This window comes from Exiguobacterium sp. N5 (genome assembly GCF_025842465.1).
In the GTDB taxonomy this organism is placed as follows: Bacteria; Bacillota; Bacilli; order Exiguobacteriales; family Exiguobacteriaceae; genus Exiguobacterium; species Exiguobacterium profundum.
Genome location: NZ_JAPAEP010000001.1, coordinates 1,645,914 through 1,663,233 on the forward strand (window position 1 = coordinate 1,645,914; position 17,320 = coordinate 1,663,233).

General features: G+C 48.8%; 17 protein-coding genes. 5 read left to right on the plus strand and 12 right to left on the minus strand.

From position 1 onward, the window contains the following. The first annotated feature begins 99 nt into the window (after positions 1 to 99). Positions 100 to 975, plus strand: a complete 876-nt coding sequence (locus tag OKS35_RS08530) for a hypothetical protein (RefSeq protein WP_074035961.1) — start codon at positions 100 to 102, stop codon at positions 973 to 975. Between the two features lie 35 nt (positions 976 to 1,010). Here the strand turns inward: OKS35_RS08530 and OKS35_RS08535 are convergent, their stop codons facing one another. From OKS35_RS08535 to OKS35_RS08565, 7 genes are all read right to left on the minus strand, one after another. Then, positions 1,011 to 1,760, minus strand: coding sequence for an SDR family NAD(P)-dependent oxidoreductase (locus OKS35_RS08535; protein ID WP_074035959.1), 750 nt, complete (start codon positions 1,758 to 1,760; stop codon positions 1,011 to 1,013). 113 nt (positions 1,761 to 1,873) lie between these two features. Next, on the minus strand, positions 1,874 to 3,571 hold the full coding sequence (locus tag OKS35_RS08540) for a methyl-accepting chemotaxis protein (protein ID WP_264092876.1): 1,698 nt from the start codon (positions 3,569 to 3,571) through the stop codon (positions 1,874 to 1,876). A 200-nt stretch (positions 3,572 to 3,771) separates the two neighbouring features. Beyond that, positions 3,772 to 5,616, minus strand: a complete 1,845-nt coding sequence (locus OKS35_RS08545; protein ID WP_264092877.1) for a methyl-accepting chemotaxis protein — start codon at positions 5,614 to 5,616, stop codon at positions 3,772 to 3,774. Between the two features lie 124 nt (positions 5,617 to 5,740). Next, the gene (locus OKS35_RS08550) at positions 5,741 to 5,953 is read right to left on the minus strand and encodes a DUF2922 family protein (RefSeq protein WP_074035953.1); all 213 of its coding nucleotides are present in this window, start codon (positions 5,951 to 5,953) and stop codon (positions 5,741 to 5,743) included. Positions 5,954 to 5,980: 27 nt separating this feature from the next. Further along, positions 5,981 to 6,193, minus strand: a complete 213-nt coding sequence (locus tag OKS35_RS08555) for a hypothetical protein (protein ID WP_159562870.1) — start codon at positions 6,191 to 6,193, stop codon at positions 5,981 to 5,983. 26 nt (positions 6,194 to 6,219) lie between these two features. Then, a complete protein-coding gene (locus OKS35_RS08560; RefSeq protein WP_074035951.1) occupies positions 6,220 to 6,360 on the minus strand; it encodes a YvrJ family protein in 141 nt (46 codons plus the stop codon). 68 nt (positions 6,361 to 6,428) lie between these two features. Further along, positions 6,429 to 6,638, minus strand: coding sequence for a hypothetical protein (locus OKS35_RS08565; RefSeq protein ID WP_264092879.1), 210 nt, complete (start codon positions 6,636 to 6,638; stop codon positions 6,429 to 6,431). Positions 6,639 to 6,959: 321 nt separating this feature from the next. Here OKS35_RS08565 and OKS35_RS08570 point away from each other — a divergent pair, with 321 nt between their 5' ends. Further along, positions 6,960 to 7,385, plus strand: coding sequence for a MerR family transcriptional regulator (locus OKS35_RS08570; protein ID WP_264092880.1), 426 nt, complete (start codon positions 6,960 to 6,962; stop codon positions 7,383 to 7,385). 68 nt (positions 7,386 to 7,453) lie between these two features. Here the strand turns inward: OKS35_RS08570 and OKS35_RS08575 are convergent, their stop codons facing one another. From OKS35_RS08575 to OKS35_RS08585, 3 genes are read right to left on the minus strand one after another with little or no spacing between them, the layout of a single operon-like run. Then, complete coding sequence (locus OKS35_RS08575) at positions 7,454 to 7,798, minus strand: YxeA family protein (protein ID WP_074035945.1); 345 nt, start codon at positions 7,796 to 7,798, stop codon at positions 7,454 to 7,456. Positions 7,799 to 7,810: 12 nt separating this feature from the next. Next, the gene (locus tag OKS35_RS08580; protein ID WP_264092881.1) at positions 7,811 to 9,643 is read right to left on the minus strand and encodes an ABC transporter permease; all 1,833 of its coding nucleotides are present in this window, start codon (positions 9,641 to 9,643) and stop codon (positions 7,811 to 7,813) included. Beyond that, the gene (locus OKS35_RS08585) at positions 9,630 to 10,391 is read right to left on the minus strand and encodes an ABC transporter ATP-binding protein (protein WP_159562873.1); all 762 of its coding nucleotides are present in this window, start codon (positions 10,389 to 10,391) and stop codon (positions 9,630 to 9,632) included. Before OKS35_RS08585 ends, OKS35_RS08580 begins: the two co-directional genes overlap by 14 nt. 106 nt (positions 10,392 to 10,497) lie before the next feature. On the opposite strand from OKS35_RS08585, the gene OKS35_RS08590 reads away from it, so the two are divergent. Next, on the plus strand, positions 10,498 to 11,187 hold the full coding sequence (locus tag OKS35_RS08590; RefSeq protein WP_264092882.1) for a response regulator transcription factor: 690 nt from the start codon (positions 10,498 to 10,500) through the stop codon (positions 11,185 to 11,187). A gap of 12 nt (positions 11,188 to 11,199) precedes the next feature. Beyond that, complete coding sequence (locus OKS35_RS08595) at positions 11,200 to 12,573, plus strand: HAMP domain-containing sensor histidine kinase (protein WP_318841969.1); 1,374 nt, start codon at positions 11,200 to 11,202, stop codon at positions 12,571 to 12,573. A 94-nt stretch (positions 12,574 to 12,667) separates the two neighbouring features. Here OKS35_RS08595 and OKS35_RS08600 read toward each other — a convergent pair whose 3' ends face one another. After that, complete coding sequence (locus tag OKS35_RS08600; protein ID WP_264092884.1) at positions 12,668 to 13,321, minus strand: hypothetical protein; 654 nt, start codon at positions 13,319 to 13,321, stop codon at positions 12,668 to 12,670. Between the two features lie 81 nt (positions 13,322 to 13,402). Beyond that, positions 13,403 to 15,250 carry a GGDEF and EAL domain-containing protein gene (locus tag OKS35_RS08605; RefSeq protein ID WP_264092885.1) on the minus strand — a complete coding sequence of 616 codons (1,848 nt, stop codon included), beginning with the start codon at positions 15,248 to 15,250 and terminating at the stop codon, positions 13,403 to 13,405. A 281-nt stretch (positions 15,251 to 15,531) separates the two neighbouring features. On the opposite strand from OKS35_RS08605, the gene OKS35_RS08610 reads away from it, so the two are divergent. After that, a complete protein-coding gene (locus OKS35_RS08610; RefSeq protein WP_264092886.1) occupies positions 15,532 to 17,304 on the plus strand; it encodes a C40 family peptidase in 1,773 nt (590 codons plus the stop codon). Positions 17,305 to 17,320: the final 16 nt, after the last annotated feature.

Sequence of the window (17,320 nt, forward strand, 5' to 3'; positions counted from 1 at the left end):
TCCTTACTTTCCATTTCCCGTTTTTGCAAAAGATGCTACTCGACTGTGACAAGAACAAGTATAATAGAGCGACACTAGTACTTGTGAGGAGGACACCCTATGACACAAACGATCGATTTACACACCCCAGAGTTCCAGCGCACGTTCCTTGAGATGATGCTCCTCGCAGAATTAACGGAAGCTTATAACGCTGAAGCCATCAATGACATGGCGACACGGGGCGAGACCGCGTTCCCGGACGACCCATTCTTCCCGGCGATGCGTGCTTATCCATATATTCGAGAAGGTGACACCGATTCGGCCAAACCGTGGCTCGAGAAAGCGAGTTCGCTCGGTGACCACTACATTCTTCATATGTTAAAAGGATTTGTCAGTGAAGACACCGGGTTCACGTTCGAGGCTGAACAACACTTTCTCCGTGGCGTCGAACGCTATCCGGATGTCCCAATCATGCATCGCGCCCTTGCCGTCCACTACTTCGACCGCAAATTCCATGGCGAGGCCGGTCTTCATATCATGAACTATGTCCGGCTTGCCGGATTTGGTCCGGACACCGTCCCGATGTTGCTCGAATTTTTCCAAGTGTATGACGACATTCCGCTCGATATGGTCGATGAACTGATGAAGACGGCGAGTGGTTACTTAACATTAAACCCGCATGATCCGCATGCCCATTCCTTATACGCGTCTATGTGTAGCCATCGTTTCGCTGCACTGACGGCCGAGTTGAAGGACGATGACCCGCTTACCGATGAGATGATTTGGATGCTCCTTGAAGTCGAGAATCACGGGATGTGGAGTGCGACCTATGACCGCAGTGAAGAGCGGATGTTCCGCCATATGTTCGCCGAATACGTCGACAACGTCATTCTTCCGAACACGTCACAGTTTTATGTATGGCGCCTTCGGTTACGTTACTTGACACGTCGCCTGACACACCGCTTCACGGGTGGCTACTCTGTACCGACATCCTAAAAAAACATCACGCCAACAGGGCGTGATGTTTTTGTTTATCCGGCATACGGTTTAATCGGTCCACGCAGGCTGAACGAGTAGTCCTCCGGATCGACAATTCCGACGACTTCGTCGCCTTCAAGTAACTCCCATAGGAATTCTGCCATCTCGCGCGCCGTGTGATACTTCGCGACGTTCTCACTGTAGTCGAATCCTTCCGTATCGCGAGCCCGGTCGGCAAAGCTCGTCTCCGTTGCGGCCGGTGCGAGTACTTTCGCCCGAAGTTTGGCCCCACTCTGCTTCAACTCTTGTGCGAGTCCTTCCGTATATGCACTCACGAAGAACTTCGTCGCACAATACGTGACCGAGTTCGGGACGATTCGATATCCCCCGACAGACGACACGTTCAACAGCTGTGCCCCTTCGATATCATGATAATCTCGAACGTATAGACTCGATAAGACGGTGAGCGCCTCGATATTCAAACGAATCATGTTCTCGATTTTACCGAGGTCGACGTCCTTGATGAGATCTGCATCCCCGAATCCCGCATTGTTGATCCACGTCTCGATGTCGAGGTCCGCAAGCGATTCATATAATCCGTACACGTTCTCGCTATATGATAGGTCGGTCGATTTGATGATGACGTCACTGTCCGACGAGATCGATTTGATTTCATCACGCAACGATTCGAGCTCTTCTTTTCGTCTTGCGACGAGCACGAGCGACTTCCCCTTTTCAGCGAGCAACTTCGCTGTCTCATACCCGATACCTGAACTGGCTCCTGTAATGACCGTATACTTCATATAATCCACTCCTTTTTGTCGTTTACCTTGTTGTTCATTCCCCACTTTCTTCATCGCAAATCGTTTCGATGTGAACGAAAAAGCCCTGACTCCAAGGAGATAGGGCTTTCAACTTATGTCGTGAATCGACCAATCAGTGTCTGCAGGTCACTCGTCATATTGCCGAGTGATTCGGCGACACCGTTCAATTCTTGAATCATCGCGAGTTGGGCGTCAGCCGTCTCACCGACCGTACGCATCGTGTCGGCCATCCCTTCACTGTCTTGTGACATTTGAAGAGAGGACGTCGCAACTTGTTTCGTCGTCTCCGCAATCTCATGCGAGGCGATGCGGATATGTGACGTATTATCGACTGATGTCTCGAGCTGACTGACAATCTGTTCGAATGCGCGTGTCGCTCGTTCGAGCAACAACGTGTTCGTCTCGACGCGTTTCGCACTGACGACGTGTTGGTCGAGAACAGCGTTCGACTGTGTCTGAATCGACTCGATCAACCCGGCGATCTGTGTCGCCGACTGTTTCGACTGCTCGGCAAGTTTACGCACTTCTTCTGCAACGACGGCGAACCCTTTTCCTTGCTCACCGGCACGTGCCGCTTCGATGGCCGCGTTCAATGCCAACAAGTTCGTCTGGTCGGTGATCGATTGAATGACCTCGGTGATAAGGGCGATCTCGTCAGACTGTTGCTTCAATGCCGAAATCGATTCTCCCGTCAGACGTGTCTCCCGCTCCAGTGCGAGCACCTCGTCTTTCGCCTGAGCCATCGTCGCACCACCTTCTTCGGCGAGCTTCAAACTCTGTGACACGTCATCGTCAATCGAGCCGATCGAGCCAGCGATACGACCGATGCCTTCATCGGCAGCAGCCACCGCTTGAGATGTTCCAGTCGCTTCTTTCGCCTGCGCGACCGTTTCTTCCACGACTCGGTCGATGAGACGTGTCGTTTCCTCCGTCTGTGACGCCATCTCTTCCGTACTCGCATACAGTTCTTCCGATTGTGCTGTGATTTCCTGTGCGTTTTGGGTGACGCGGTCAATGAGTTCACGCAAATTACCCTTCATGCGGTTGAATCCGGTCATCAATTGTCCGATTTCATCTTGCGTGAGCGCCTGAAGGTCATCGCGGGTCAAATCACCTTCCGCGACTACTTCTACCTCTTTCGCTAGGAATCGCAACGGGGTCGTGACCATATGACTAATGGCATATCCGGCACCAAACATCAGTATCAGACTGACAACTGCGATGACGACTGAGTACCAAAAGGCACGCTCACCTGCCTCCTGCAATTCGGCTTGCATCGCAATTAACTGCTCTTCTGTTTCGGCTTGTAACGTCTCACCTGTCGATGAGATGGATTTGGTCACGTCCGGCATGAGACGGAATACTAATCGATCGATTGCTTCTTGATCTTTTGAGTCTATCGCCGCGATGGCTTGTGTCGCCAACTCATCATATCCTGTCGCGTATCCGAGTAACGATTCATATTCCTTTCGTTCGGTCTCATTGTCCGCGAGTTCAATCAACGATTCGATGGCGGCTTTCTTCTCTTCTCCGCCCCGGCTGATTTGTTGTTTGCGTTCATCATCCTGTAGGAGCACATACCCGCGGACACCATACGCTTGACGGACCATCCCGAGCGCCAAGTCGTCTGCCGCTTTCATCTTCATGACATCGTTTGAAATCATGTGTTCATATTGACTCGTCATCCGGTCGAGCGTCCACAGATTGTATCCCATTCCAACGATTGTCAAAATTAGAATCAAACCGATACTCATCATGATTTTTCTTGATAACGTCCATTCGTTCAACATCTTTTTCACGTACTACGAGGAGTAATCTCCTCTTCCACCTCTTTTTCTCTCTATTTTTATGTATTGCCTTTTCTTTATCGGACACAACAGCCTAATTTGTACCAACAATTTGAAATTCATTTATGTATTGACCTATCTTTTTATTTTTTTGTACTGGGCACAAAAAAAGAACCAGACATCTGCCTGGTTCTGAGTCTTGCTTATAGCTTGAATTGCGCCACGCGATTCGAGAGTTCGGTCGCCCGTTTTTCTGTTTCGCCCATCTTCGCCTGAACGTCGTTGAAACGCTCGACTGAGAGTTGAACTTTCTCTGAAATCGACTGCGTTCCGTCCGCGCCTTCTGTCACGGTCGTCGCCACTTCTTGAATGACACCAAGAATGTTGTCCGTCATATGGCGAAGTTGAAGCGCGTTACCTTCGAACGTCTTCGCTGTCTCTCCGAACACTGTCGCATCCTGTTCATATTGCGTTGCCGACTCTTCGAGACGGTCGTAGTCGGCCATGACTTTCGTATTGAGGAACGTCAACATATCTTCCGAACTCGTGTTGAGTCGTTCGACCGAATCGATGACCGTATTTGACACGTCACGAATCTCGTTGACCGTCTGACGTGAGTTTTCCGCCAATTTGCGGATTTCTGATGCAACGACCGCAAAGCCGCGACCTGCCTCACCAGCACGTGCCGCTTCAATCGAAGCGTTCAAAGCGAGTAAGTTTGTCTGGTCAGCAATCGCAAGAATAGCTGTCGTCAAGACACGAATCTCTTCAACCGACTGTGCTCCTTTGATGGCTTCTGCGAGCTCGACCTGTTTCTTCTCGATAATTGCCACTGCTTCTGTTTTCGAAACAACGGCTTGCTCCCGCATCTCGTGTGCTCGTGTCTCAACACGATTTGCTGTTTCGGCACTCTCGTTGGATAAGTCGACGATTGAATCGATCGAACTTCCCATTTCTGTCGTCGAGGCACTCATTTCTTGCGAAGAGGCTGCCGTTTCTTCCATACCGGCCGTCAATTCTTCGACCGTTCCAGACGTCTCTTCCATATAGTGACTGAGTCGCGTCACTTCAGCAGATACGTCTTTTGAAGACGAGAGAACGACTTTCGCTGTCTCTTCGACATCAATCATGATCTCACGTAGTGTCGCGAGGAACGTGTTGAATGAACGACTGACTTGTGCAATCTCATCATTCGACGTGACCGGAATCGTCATCGTCAAATCGCCACCTTGGGTCGCGAGTTCATCAAAGCGTGTCTGAAGTGTGCGCATCGGTCGAATAATCGAGCGTAACAGGCTGAGCCCGAGGAATAAGAGAATCGCTACAGCCCCGATGGTCACGGCAATCAATGCCATGAGGGACTGCATGAATTCACTTTCCATGTTCTGTCCGACACGTTGTGAGCCTTCCGAGTTGTAGTCGACAAGGTCCGCTAGTTTTTGTGTGAAGTTGTCATATGTAGACTTGGACTGCGCATCATAGTATGAGCGCGCCATCCCTGTGTTACCGGTCGAGCTGAACGTCAACATGTTGTCCGAGACGCGTTGATACATCTCCCATTGACGCGAGAAATTCTGGAATAGTTCTTTGTCTTCCGCACCTGAAGCCGTTTTTTCATACTTTGGTGCAATCGTATTGATTTCTTCACGAATCTCTTTCATCCGTGTCATGAGCTCTTCTTTTTTGGTCGCATCCTCTGACACGATGTGATCGAGCTCAAGTGTTCGATAGTTCGCGGCGAGTGTGTTGAGTTCGTGAGCGTAATCGAGCCCTTTATTCCAATTGTTGACGATATCGTCCGCTTGACGGTTCGCGTCACTCATTGAAAACAGTGCGTAACCACCGACGCCAATGACCATGACGAGCGATATGATGACGAGCCCCCATAATTTTTGACGAATCGTTAAATTCTTCCCGATGTTCGCCCCGAAAGATGTCGTGCGTTCACGCTTCTCTCCGCGCTTCCACTTGAGTGTCGGTTTCCACGTCCATGTCGGTTTTCGTTTGATCCGGCTCAATGCCTTAGACCATGTTGATTTCCATGCCATCTATGTATTCCCCTCTCAATCATGCAGTGTTTCCTATACTATCGACAATTTTCAGAAAATAATGAAGAGAATTGACCAAACTTAAAAAAGGTGACTCAAACTGCAAGAGTCACCTTTCAATCAATTACTTCTCACTCAATACGGTCTGCGTACCTTCAATCATCTTGATTTCGGTCCACTCCATCACGTTCTTTGCGAGCGGATCGTTGGCGACCATGAAGTCAGCAAGCGCTTCTACTTTTTGGGCTTCGACCGGTTGTTTCACGTTATTCAAGCGGAAGCGTACGACCTTGTGGAATGCATCTAAAAATGAGATTTCAAGTTTTGTGTCAGTCATGGGTTATTCTCCTCCTTAAGATGTGGGTTAGACTAAATCGTATTCACGGACGATGCCGAGGTCTGCTCCCTCTTGAATGACGAGATCAATCAAGAGACGACCGAACGCATCAATCGTATCTGCCGTCAGGTCGGCACGAATCGGACCGAACCGTTGTGCTTTTTTCGTCGGTTTCGCTGTTTGTACGTCATGATGCGTCGTCAAAACGAACGTTGCTTTCTTCTCTGTTAAGACAGCCATGGGGGATGGCTCCTTTCAATAGGGGATTAGGTTTCTGATGCGGTCGAGGTATCCATTCGTTCGAGCAGCTGGATCATACGATCGAGCTTCGTCTCAATCCGATGAAGCAAATAGAGCGAGACAACGATAGGGAACCCCAAATTTGAGATGAGTTCGGGCCAACTCATGTGACCACCTGCTCATCGTGCCGAGGATTGGCAGCGGGACGAGTGAGGTTTTTCATAAGTCCTCCCTGTTAATACACTAGAAATTCTTGGGCCACGACGTAGTTGGCGGATTCCACATCAATCAGTGCCTTGATCAAGTCAGCAAACTGTTTCATCCGCGCCTCATCCATCCGACTTCCAAGCGGTCCATAGCGGACGAGTTGCTTTTTCTCTTTGCCGTCGAGTTGTCGTCGGGTGTCCAAATAAAGCATCGTCGCCGTTTCTCGATATGCTACCATTTGTCTCACCTCCTTCGTCCTTATTAACCGCTTACAAGGTCGAAGTGCTCATTCTATTTTTCTATAACAATAAGTGACGATAGTCCTAAACTATCTGAATATTTATTCATTTTTCAATTTCTGTCTACTTTTCTTGAGTTTTCATATTAAGTAGGGTATCTTAATCTTCGGCAGACAGCATTCAAAAATACGTCAAAAGTACCATGATTTATTCCCCACATTTGAAAAAACTGTAAGTTAAATTCTTGTAAATGGGGTACGATACGTAGGAGGGCATTTTTTGAATTTCACTAGTCAGTCTTGAAGAAGGAGACATACACGATGAACAGCCTAGACCTCGCAAGCTTTGCCTCAATTCCTTCCGCTCAACACGACTTCGACCAAGCCGACCTGACGTTTTCAGCGACCGAATGGGATACATACCGACCGGAACTGGGAAAACTAATTTCGTATAAAGAGCAGCATCTAATGGTCTATCCGCTCAAAGAATTGAGTCGCGCCTTTAGCGTGGCCGGCATCCCACGCAGCCAACAGCAATTGATCAAATGGGAAACAGATGGCGTCTTGCCACCGACCCCATTTACGTTCGGCCGGAAGCGATTCTATACGGAAAATCAGATTCGTACCATTGTCGACATCGCATTGGAATGCGGATTGCGTCCACGAACACATGTGAAGAAAACAAACTTCTCAGAATTGGCGCATCATGAACTAACGTACATACTCAAACTTGAACTTCATGCCTAGGAAACTCCTCTCGTCTGAGTAGGCAAAAAAATCATTCGTCATGATGTTCGTGACGAATGATTTTTTTGTTACAACTTCTCAATGACTGGACGAGGAAGCTCTTCCCGTTTCACTTCGTCGTACGAAGTCACGGTATCTTCATCTTTGACATAAAGACGTAAGAACGCCCCCTCCCGAAGTTCTTTCCCAGCGGTAAAGGTGACTTCTTTCTGGTCACCTTCCTCCGTGAACGCGGATTGTGTATAAATGTAACGCTTCATCACGTCGCCGTTCTCGAGCGTCGTCTCTTCTACATCCGTTGCCCCTCCGATTTCAACGAAAAGGTTATCCTTCCCAATCCGATTCCAATCCACCTGCGTTAATCCAACGACCAATACAATCGCAACAATTGCAATTCCAATCCATTTTTTCATATTTTTCTCTCCTTATCGAATCGCCGTCATGAAGCGGCGAACTGTGATGCCATAATAGACCGCATAAATGGTCGTATAGACGCCCATCCACACGAGAACCGGTATCGTGAAATTCATGCTCAACAAGTTTGAAAACGCGATGAGCGCCACGGTCGCATGAAGAATCCCGAGCGCGAACGGGGCGAGAAATACGACGATGATCTGTTGGCGCACCGTCCGGCGCACGTCCCGATCGGATATCCCGATTTTCTGTAATATCGCATACTTCGCCCGGTCATCCTCTGCCTCCGTCATCGTCTTAAAGTAAATGACGCTACCTGTTGCAACGAGAAAGACGAGCCCAAGGAATGTCCCGACAAAGAGGAGCGCCCCGTTCATTGCCATCGTCTCGGCGTACACGTCCGGTGCACTCGAGAACGATTCAAGCCCGAGTCCCGCTAGACGCTCAGACTGTTCGCGCTGATCTTTGAACGACTCCGTGAGGGCAACGTGATACGTCTCGCTCGGCTCCGTCATCGTTTTGAACATGTCGTCGGCGACGACGAGGAACGACCCGCCGAACGTCATCACGTTGAGCGGTGATTCTTCAAGACGCGTCGACACGTCAACCGTCTGTCCTGACAGTTCGACCGATTCAAGATTCTCCGAGTAACGTTCGTCATAGAACGGGTCGACCCATACGACCTCATCCTGTCTGAACGGTGCCGGCTCTGCCACACCGAGACCTTGCAGAAGATGGCGATATGTCGATTCATCGATGACCCCGAGCTCACGCTCTCCGTATTGCGCTTCCGTCCGAATCGTCTTTTGTTCGACACTTGATTCGAACGTCGCTCCGTTCACCTCGACCGCATCCCCTTTCCAGGCATACGTGTATGGTGTATAAGAGGCGACATTCTCTTCCGCGTAGTAGTAGACGCTAAAGATGGCACCTCCTGCCGTGATTGCTGTCGCGCTGATGATGCTGATCAACGTGAGCGTCTTCGCGTTCCCGCGAATGCGATAGAGGAGCTGTGACGTCGTCAACAAATTGAGTCGTTTCCACGACCAGCGTTCGTTCCCTTTCAACCATGTCAATGCAAAAATCAAGACACTGTGAAAGAGAAGCGCAGACCCGATGACACTCAATCCGATAATGAGAAGCGGCATCGCGAGTCCGAGCATTCGCCATAGCGATGACGTCATCAGATCCTGAAGCGCGAGCCAGTACGCCGCTCCAATTGTGAGCACACCTGTGAGTGCGACCCATCCTTTCGCCGTCGGAACTCCTTCCCCACTCTTATCCGCATGGAACAAGTCAATCAACTTGAAGCGATAGATGACGCGGTACCCTTGGAATGATGTGAAAAGGAAAATAGCAAGAAAGATAAGGAACGTCTCGATGAATGCCGACGCAGAGAAAGCGAATCCGATGTTCAAGTCACTGTCCATCAATCGCATCAACAGTTGCAAAAGCGCATTCGACCCGAACAGTCCGAGCACGATTCCAACGACTAAGGACACCGCTCCAATGACGATATTCTCAAACAAGAGCAAGAGTCCAATCTGTTTCTTTCGGACCCCGAGTAATGAGTAGAGCCCGACCTCTCGCTTACGTCCTCTCAAAAAGAAGGCGTTCGAGTAGGCGATAAACAAAGCGACGAACAACATGAGGATGAACGTCGACGTGCTCATCAACCCGCTGATCTTTTGCGATGTTTCCGCAAGCGCACTGATTTCATGACTGTGCTTGAGTGTCGCGAACGTGAAGTAGATGACGATGGAAAAGATGGTCGTCCCGACATAGAGTGCGTATCGCGACAGATTCCGTACGACGTTTTTCTTAGCGAGCTCAAATAGCGTCATCGACTGCACCGCCTTTCGCGAGCTCCTCGAGGATTGATTGGTAGAATGCGTCTCGTGAGGCGTTGCCGCGAATGAGCTCTTTCTTCAACTGTCCGTCTTGAATATAGAGGACTCGGCGGCAAAAACTTGCGGCGAAGGCGTCATGCGTCACCATCATGATGGTCGTCTCCGCTTCATTCAACCGAGCGAGGGTATCTAAGAGATCGGTCGCCGACTTCGAGTCGAGCGCACCGGTCGGCTCATCGGCAAAGATGAGTTTCGGGTCCGAGATGAGCGCCCGACAAACAGCCGTCCGTTGTTTCTGTCCGCCTGAGATTTGATACGGGTACTGCTCGAGGATCCCTTCGAGTCCGAATCGTTTCGCTAACCGTTCGACCTTTGCGCGTGTCTCATGAACCGGCGTCTTCGAGACGGCGAGCGGGAGCAACATGTTTTCCCGGACCGTCAATGAATCGAGCAAGTTATAGTCCTGAAAGATGAATCCAAGATGGTCACGTCGGAAATCGGCAAGCGCCTCCTCATTCATCGCCGCAATGTCATCGCCTTCGACTAAAATCTCACCCGACGTCGGTGTATCGATTGTCGCGAGGACGTTGAGCAACGTCGATTTCCCGGCCCCGGACGGCCCCATGATTCCAACGAACTCCCCATGTTCAATGGTGAAGGAGACGTCATCGAGCGCTCGAAACGTCGCGTCCCCTTTCCCGTATGTCTTTTGAATCGCTTTTACTTGTAATAATGTTTCCATGTTCAGCACCTCTTTCTGTCCCTTACATTACGCCCTCTGTCTTAACTCCAACTCACGCGTACCTTACAAAATCCTTACGTGATATGCTTAGAAAGAGGTGATGACGATGGAACAGCCACGGATTCTCATCGTGGATGATGAACAAGATTTATGTATATTGATTCAACGCGCGCTTGAAAAAGAAGGATTTCATGAGATTCGGATCGCTCACACATTGAAAGACGGATTTGATGTCTTCGAGACGTTCCGCCCTCACTTGGCGATCTTAGACGTCATGTTACCTGACGGAGAAGGCTATCAGCTCTGCCAACAGATGCGAGCGCAGTCCAACATCCCGATCCTCTTTCTCTCTGCCAAATCGGAAGAGGTCGATAAACTACTCGGTCTCGCCATCGGTGGAGATGACTACATCACGAAGCCGTTCAGTCCAAAAGAAGTGGCATTCCGTGTAAAGGCTCAGCTCCGACGGGTTTCAATGATGGAAGCACCAATGCCCGAGACGACGACCGTCGGCCCCTTTCAAATGAATGAAGACGAGACGGAAGTGTATGTGAACGGGGAACGATTGGAGTTGACGGCTAAAGAAGTCGGTCTTCTCGCCTGCTTTTTACGAAACCCGAACCGGATTCTCAGCAAGGAGACGCTCTTCACGCAAGTGTGGGGTGAGTCATTCTTCGGATCCGACAACACGGTCATGGTCCACATCCGACGTCTCCGTGAAAAAGTCGAACCGAATCCATCTGATCCGACATATATCAAGACGGTCAAGGGACTTGGCTATCGGTTGACGGTATAAGGAGCGATCATGATGAAATGGAAACTGACCGGTCGCTATTTGTTGTCGATTCTCCTTATTGTCGCGCTCGTCGTCTTCTTGAACATTACAATCTTATTCGGCCTCCTTATCAATGACCGAACGGGACTTGATGATGTCGAGAGCAACGCCGGGGAGACCTTCACCCGAAACTTCAGCACCTATGTATCGCTTGAGGACGGTGAACCCGTTGTGTCAGAAGCCGGGCGGGAAGCTCTTCGCCAAACGGGTGCATTCGTCCGCTTTTTAGATGAGACGGGACGTGTCGTCAGCGAGGTCGACGCCCCGAGTGGATTACCAGACGCCTATTCTCCGATTGAATTGATTCAAATGTATAAATATATGGATGATGACCTCCGACTCTACTTCATTGGGGAGTATGAATCGTACAGCTATCTCATCGGTGTGCCGGAGGCAAATGAGCGTCGGGTGCTCTTTATGTTAGACGAACAGGCAGTCCTTTCGTATATCACGAAGGCGTTCTTCTGGATTCTAGTTGTCGATTTACTTGTCGCCGCCTTGATCGGTTTATTGTTCAGTTCACGATTGACGCGCCCTGTATATCGCTTGACCGAACGGATTCAACAGCTGAAGCAACGTGATTTTTCGACTACCGAACCGAAGCAGTCAGGGATTTACCGTCCTGTTTTCTATGATTTGAATGCCGTCTCACAGACACTTAAAACGTATGAACGTCAGCGCGAAGAACTCGAAGAACGTCGAAAAGAGTGGATGAGCAACGTATCGCACGACCTGAAGACCCCGCTCGCCTCCATCCAAGGCTACGCCGAACTACTTGATGATGATTCGTTAGATGACACCGAGCACAGACAATACGTACATGTGATTGAACGACAGGCTAAGTATATGAAGGAACTGCTCGACGATTTCAATTTGACGATGCGTCTGCAACACGGCGATTTCCCACTTACGCTCGAAGAGACAAACCTCGAGTCGTTCGTTCGTGAGCTCGTCATCGACGTATTGAACGATTCTCGCTTTGGGGAGCGTCACATCGAGTTTGAGGCGACTCAAGCAGCGACCGTCTCGCTCGATCGTCACTTTATGAAGCGAGCCTTGCTCAACTTCTTGTATAATGCTCTTCTCCATAATGACGATTCAGTGCACATGACGGTCCACATCGAGGGTGACGTCGTGACGATTGTAGATGATGGAAATGGGATTGCAGAATCCGAATTGCCTTATATCTTTGAACGCTATTACCGAGGCACGAATACAGACGACGCACGCGGGAGTGGTCTCGGCATGGCCATCTCACGGGACATCATCGAAGCCCACGGCGGGAAAATAGAAGTCGACAGTGCACCGGGACACGGCACCACAATTCGAATCACATTCATGACATAGCAAAAGGGACGCTCAGGCGTCCTTTGCAGACTATAGACAAAAAAGCACCTACTTCATTTCAACGCGAATAAAGTAGATGCTTTTCTTTTTATATTTAAAAAGGCAGAAACGACAGGATGCCAGTTTCTTTAAAAATGAAGAATATGATAACCGTAGAAACCGTTAAAATGATTCGACGTTCTGTTATCTTAAAAAATATTGAATAAAGCACAACCGCAGTCACAAGATTAAATCCACTTTGAATATCGATACCAAAGTAGTGAATACGTACTTGAGCTGCTTCAGTATTAAATAAGAGATCTGGAAGAAAATAGTAGCTTTGTTTGAATAGAAAGGCAGTAGGTATTGAACCTAGAATAGCGGCGCCTATCCCTCTTTTACCGGCATTCCAAATGATTAACGCATAGACAGAGGATAGGACTGCGATAGTTAGCCATATACCAAATAGTTGATAAGGTAAGAATCCTAAGTTCAAATAGAACATTAGGTAATAAGCTAAAACTGTGGAAACAAGCAAAATAATCGAATGAATGGAAGCGTTTAATCGTGACTTGCTAAACACAGCTACTAATGTCACTAGGAATAGCCAAAACTCAAGTGTAGTATCAAAATCAATCAAAGGGGAACTACTCGCATATTGATCTAAGCATCCCAAGAAAATTCCCAATAACCCTAACAAGATATAATTCTTGAATTGGCTAAAAAAAGTAATTTCATGAGATGACTGTTGTGGCGTTGAGCTATTCATATGTATTTGAGTCCCCAATCTAAACTTTAGGTAAGTTATAAGAGTGAAAGATATTGATATATACAATTCTAAAAGGGACGCTCAGGCGTCCCTTTTCTGTGTCGTATAGTCAACAATCCATTCTTCAAGTTCTTCAAGTGGTAACGGTCTAGAGAAATAATATCCTTGCATCTCGTCACAGCCGAGTTCGCGTAACGCGTTCCACTGCTCAGGCGTCTCGACGCCTTCGCACACCGTCTTCAAGTTCAAGCCACGTGCCAGATCGACAATCGATTCGACGATGACGTTGCCGGTCGGGTCATTCTCAGTCACTTGAATGAACTGGCGATCGATTTTGATCTCATGAATCGGATAGTGCTTCAAGTAGACGAACGCCGAGAACCCTGTCCCGAAGTCGTCAATCGAGATGGAAAAACCTTCTTCTCGGAATGCAACAAAACGATCGATGACGTGCTTCTGGTTCTCCATCCCGACGCTTTCCGTGATTTCTAAGGTCAAATAACTCGTACTGACCCCTTCTTCCCGTGCGATTTGGGCAAACTTTTCGACGACCCCTTCGGATAAGAAGTGACGCGCCGATAAATTGAGGGCGAGTTCATACCGGTCTCCCCGTTCATGCCAACGTTTGAGTTGGCGACAAGCCGTCACGAACGCCCATTCCTCTAAGTCGATGATGACACCCGTTGATTCGGCAAGCGGAATGAAGTCGAGCGGCGGCACGAGACCTCGCTCTGGGTGATTCCAGCGCATCAACCCTTCAAACCCTTTCAGTTTACCTGAGGAAGCATTCACTTTCGGTTGGAAATACAGTTCAAACTGACCTGATATCACACCAGTACGTAAATTCATCTCTAACAAGAGTCTCTCAGATGCTTCTTGCGCCATGGCCTCTTCAAAAAACTTGATGACCCCTCGTTTCTCATCCGATTGACCTGCAACGACACGTGTTGTATGAATCATATCCAAAGTAGATCGACTTTCATGTTCAATGGAAATGAATGCACTCGTCGTCAGTACAACGTCCAATTCATTGATTCGATATGGCGCACGCGTCACTTGCTCGCATAAATGTTCTGCAAACGAACGTATTTTCCTCCGTTCCCCGTAAGGTACCCAAATGACAAATCCCGATTGCGAGGTACGTGCCATCCTAGATTCGTCGATTACTGCTCGTAGTCGTTTCGCCATTTCTTTCACGATCAAATTCGATGTTTCGGTTCCAATCGCATCCTCAATAGACCGAAAATCGTCTGCTCGAATATATAAAACAGCTCCTAAAAACCCTCTCCCTTGTTGACGTAATTGATCGACTTCCTCGACAAATGCATATTTGTTCATCAAACCTGTCAGTTCGTCCGTGTAGGCTAACTGATGAATCCGTTCATCCACAAGCTGCCGGTCAAGCCGGAAGTACAGGATGGCAATAAAATCCGCAAGTGTACTCACAATCAATTCCTCAAGATAGTTCCACTCCCGAGGCAGAAACGTCTCGCAACAAATCACACCTGTGGCACGATTGTTTGCATAAATCGGAGCGTCTAGCATGGAGTACACACGCTTTCCTTCTACAAAGTACTCTTTGTACAAGTCCTTCACCCATGGATGACTGCGAACATCCTCAAACGAAAGGATTCGCTCTGTTTGAAGCGCATCAAAATAGTCAGGCGCGAGTTCACGATGGACCGTCAACTTCGGATGATGTGTCCCTGATTCGTGAGAATAAGCGACTTGACATGAAATAGATCGATGCGATGTATCAAAATGCCAGATCGAGACTGTATCGACTGCCAACATATCGGCGACAATCTCACACATATACAGAATTGCCTCCTGCACCGTTTCTTCCGTTACAATCGGCATCCGTACGAGCGCGAACAGTTTCTCTTGATGCTTACGATATACTCGGTTTGAAAAGTTGTTCTCGATCATCAGTCTGCTACCTCACCCATTTAAATTTGACCTAATGATAGCATGAATCATCCGATACAGCGTTTTCCAAAATTCAACAGAGAGTCAATGCTTGCTTCGTTTTTATATAAACAAAATTTGAATTTATTCCCATTTATAAATTATTGACCTCCTTTTTAAGAAAGTGGTGTGAATTGACCCTTTGTCCCATTGATTGTCCTTTTCCTCTCACCGTACAATGAACTTGTATTGTTTCACTTGTTGAATTGTTTCGTTCTCACTCTTTGAAAGGATGTGACGCTATGAATCCAAAGTCTGGTCTCACCTATTCATTCGCGGCACTTGCAGCGGTCAGCGTGCTTGCCCACGCAGACGAAGCTGCAGCGGCGAGCACACATACGGTGCGTTCGGGTGATACGTTATGGTCGATCAGTCGGTCCTATGATGTGTCCGTTGCGACGATTAAATCGTTGAACGGTCTATCTTCCGATAGCATTCGCATCGGTCAAAAACTAAAGCTCACAGGCAGTCCCTCTGCTGCGACAGGTGGTTCCTCGTTAACCACGGCGAGTACGAACCGCGTCACGACGACACACGCATTGAACATGCGCGTCGCGGGCGGAACATGGCATCGCGTCCTCTTGACGATTCCAAAAGGTACGACGCTCACGTCGATTCAATCAAACGGTTCATGGACAAAAGTCAGTTACGGCGGACAGACCGGATGGGTGCATAACGACTATTTGCAAAAGGCATCTATGTCTAGCAGTACCGACAAACCAACAACGGTCACACCGAGCTCGGCTACAGCTCAAACGAAAGCCAACTTGAATCTGCGTTCGTCGAAGTCTACGAAGACGACCGTATTGCTCACGATTCCAAAAGGCAAGACCGTGACCGTCTTATCTGTCGAAGGGTCATGGTCGAAAGTGAAGTACGGGTCGAAAACAGGATATGTCGCCAATACATATTTAACGACATCAGGAGCGGCGACACCGACAACACCGAGTACAGGACAATCGATCAATCAACAATTCACTACGACGGCAAACTTGAACGTTCGACAAGGTGCAGGAGTCGGTTATCCGCTCATCACGACCATCCCGAACGGAACCGTCGTCAAAGCGACGAAACAGTCGGGCAGCTGGTACTATGTCACGTATAATGGGAAGTCCGGATACGTGAGCGCCGGTTACTTGAAGCAGACGTCCACGACACCGAGCAACCCGGCTCCGAACGAAGGCGATGCCGGTGCTGGTAATGCGGCTGTCGATTATATCGTCAACACACCGTCCTTGAACGTACGTTCGAGCGCATCGACGAGCGCGACCATCATCGGGAGTGTCAAAGCAGGACAGACGTTGCGCGTCGTCCAGTCGTCAAAAGGCTGGCTTCAAATCTATTACGGGAATACGGTAGGATTTGTCGCCTCGGCTTATGTGAAAACTGTCCCGAAAGGTTCGGCAGACGGCCCGTCTTGGGTTGAAGGTTCTTATGATTCGAATTCATATTATACGTACTATCCGACATCGATTCGGTCACAGGCGAACGAGTCGAGTAGCACGGTCGGCTCGACACTTCGGGGAGAACTCTTGAACGTGATCGGAGAGACATCGACCCACTATCGTCTCGCATCAGGATTCGTCGCAAAATCAGCCGTCACTGAAATCAAAGGGCAAAGTGCCCAAGCTACTAGGCTTTCGACCATCGATGTGGCAAAACGCTTCGTCGGCACACCGTACGTATGGGCATCATCAAGCCCGGCAAATGGTGGATTCGATTGCTCAGGACTCATCTATTATGTATTCAATCAATCCGGCGTCAGCATCCCACGGACAAACGTGGCTAATTATTGGGGTGGTGCTTATTTCGGACCACAATTACCCAAGTCATTCGTCCCGCAGGCCGGTGACCTCGTCTTCTTCGAAAACACATATACCGCTGGGCCATCGCACATGGGTATCATGATCAATTCCGATACGTTCATCCATGCCGGTTCATCCGGATTAGGATACAACCAAATCAGTAAAGAACCGTATTGGCAGTCACGCTTAATCGGTTATAAACGACCGTGACTTTCGTCACGCTAAA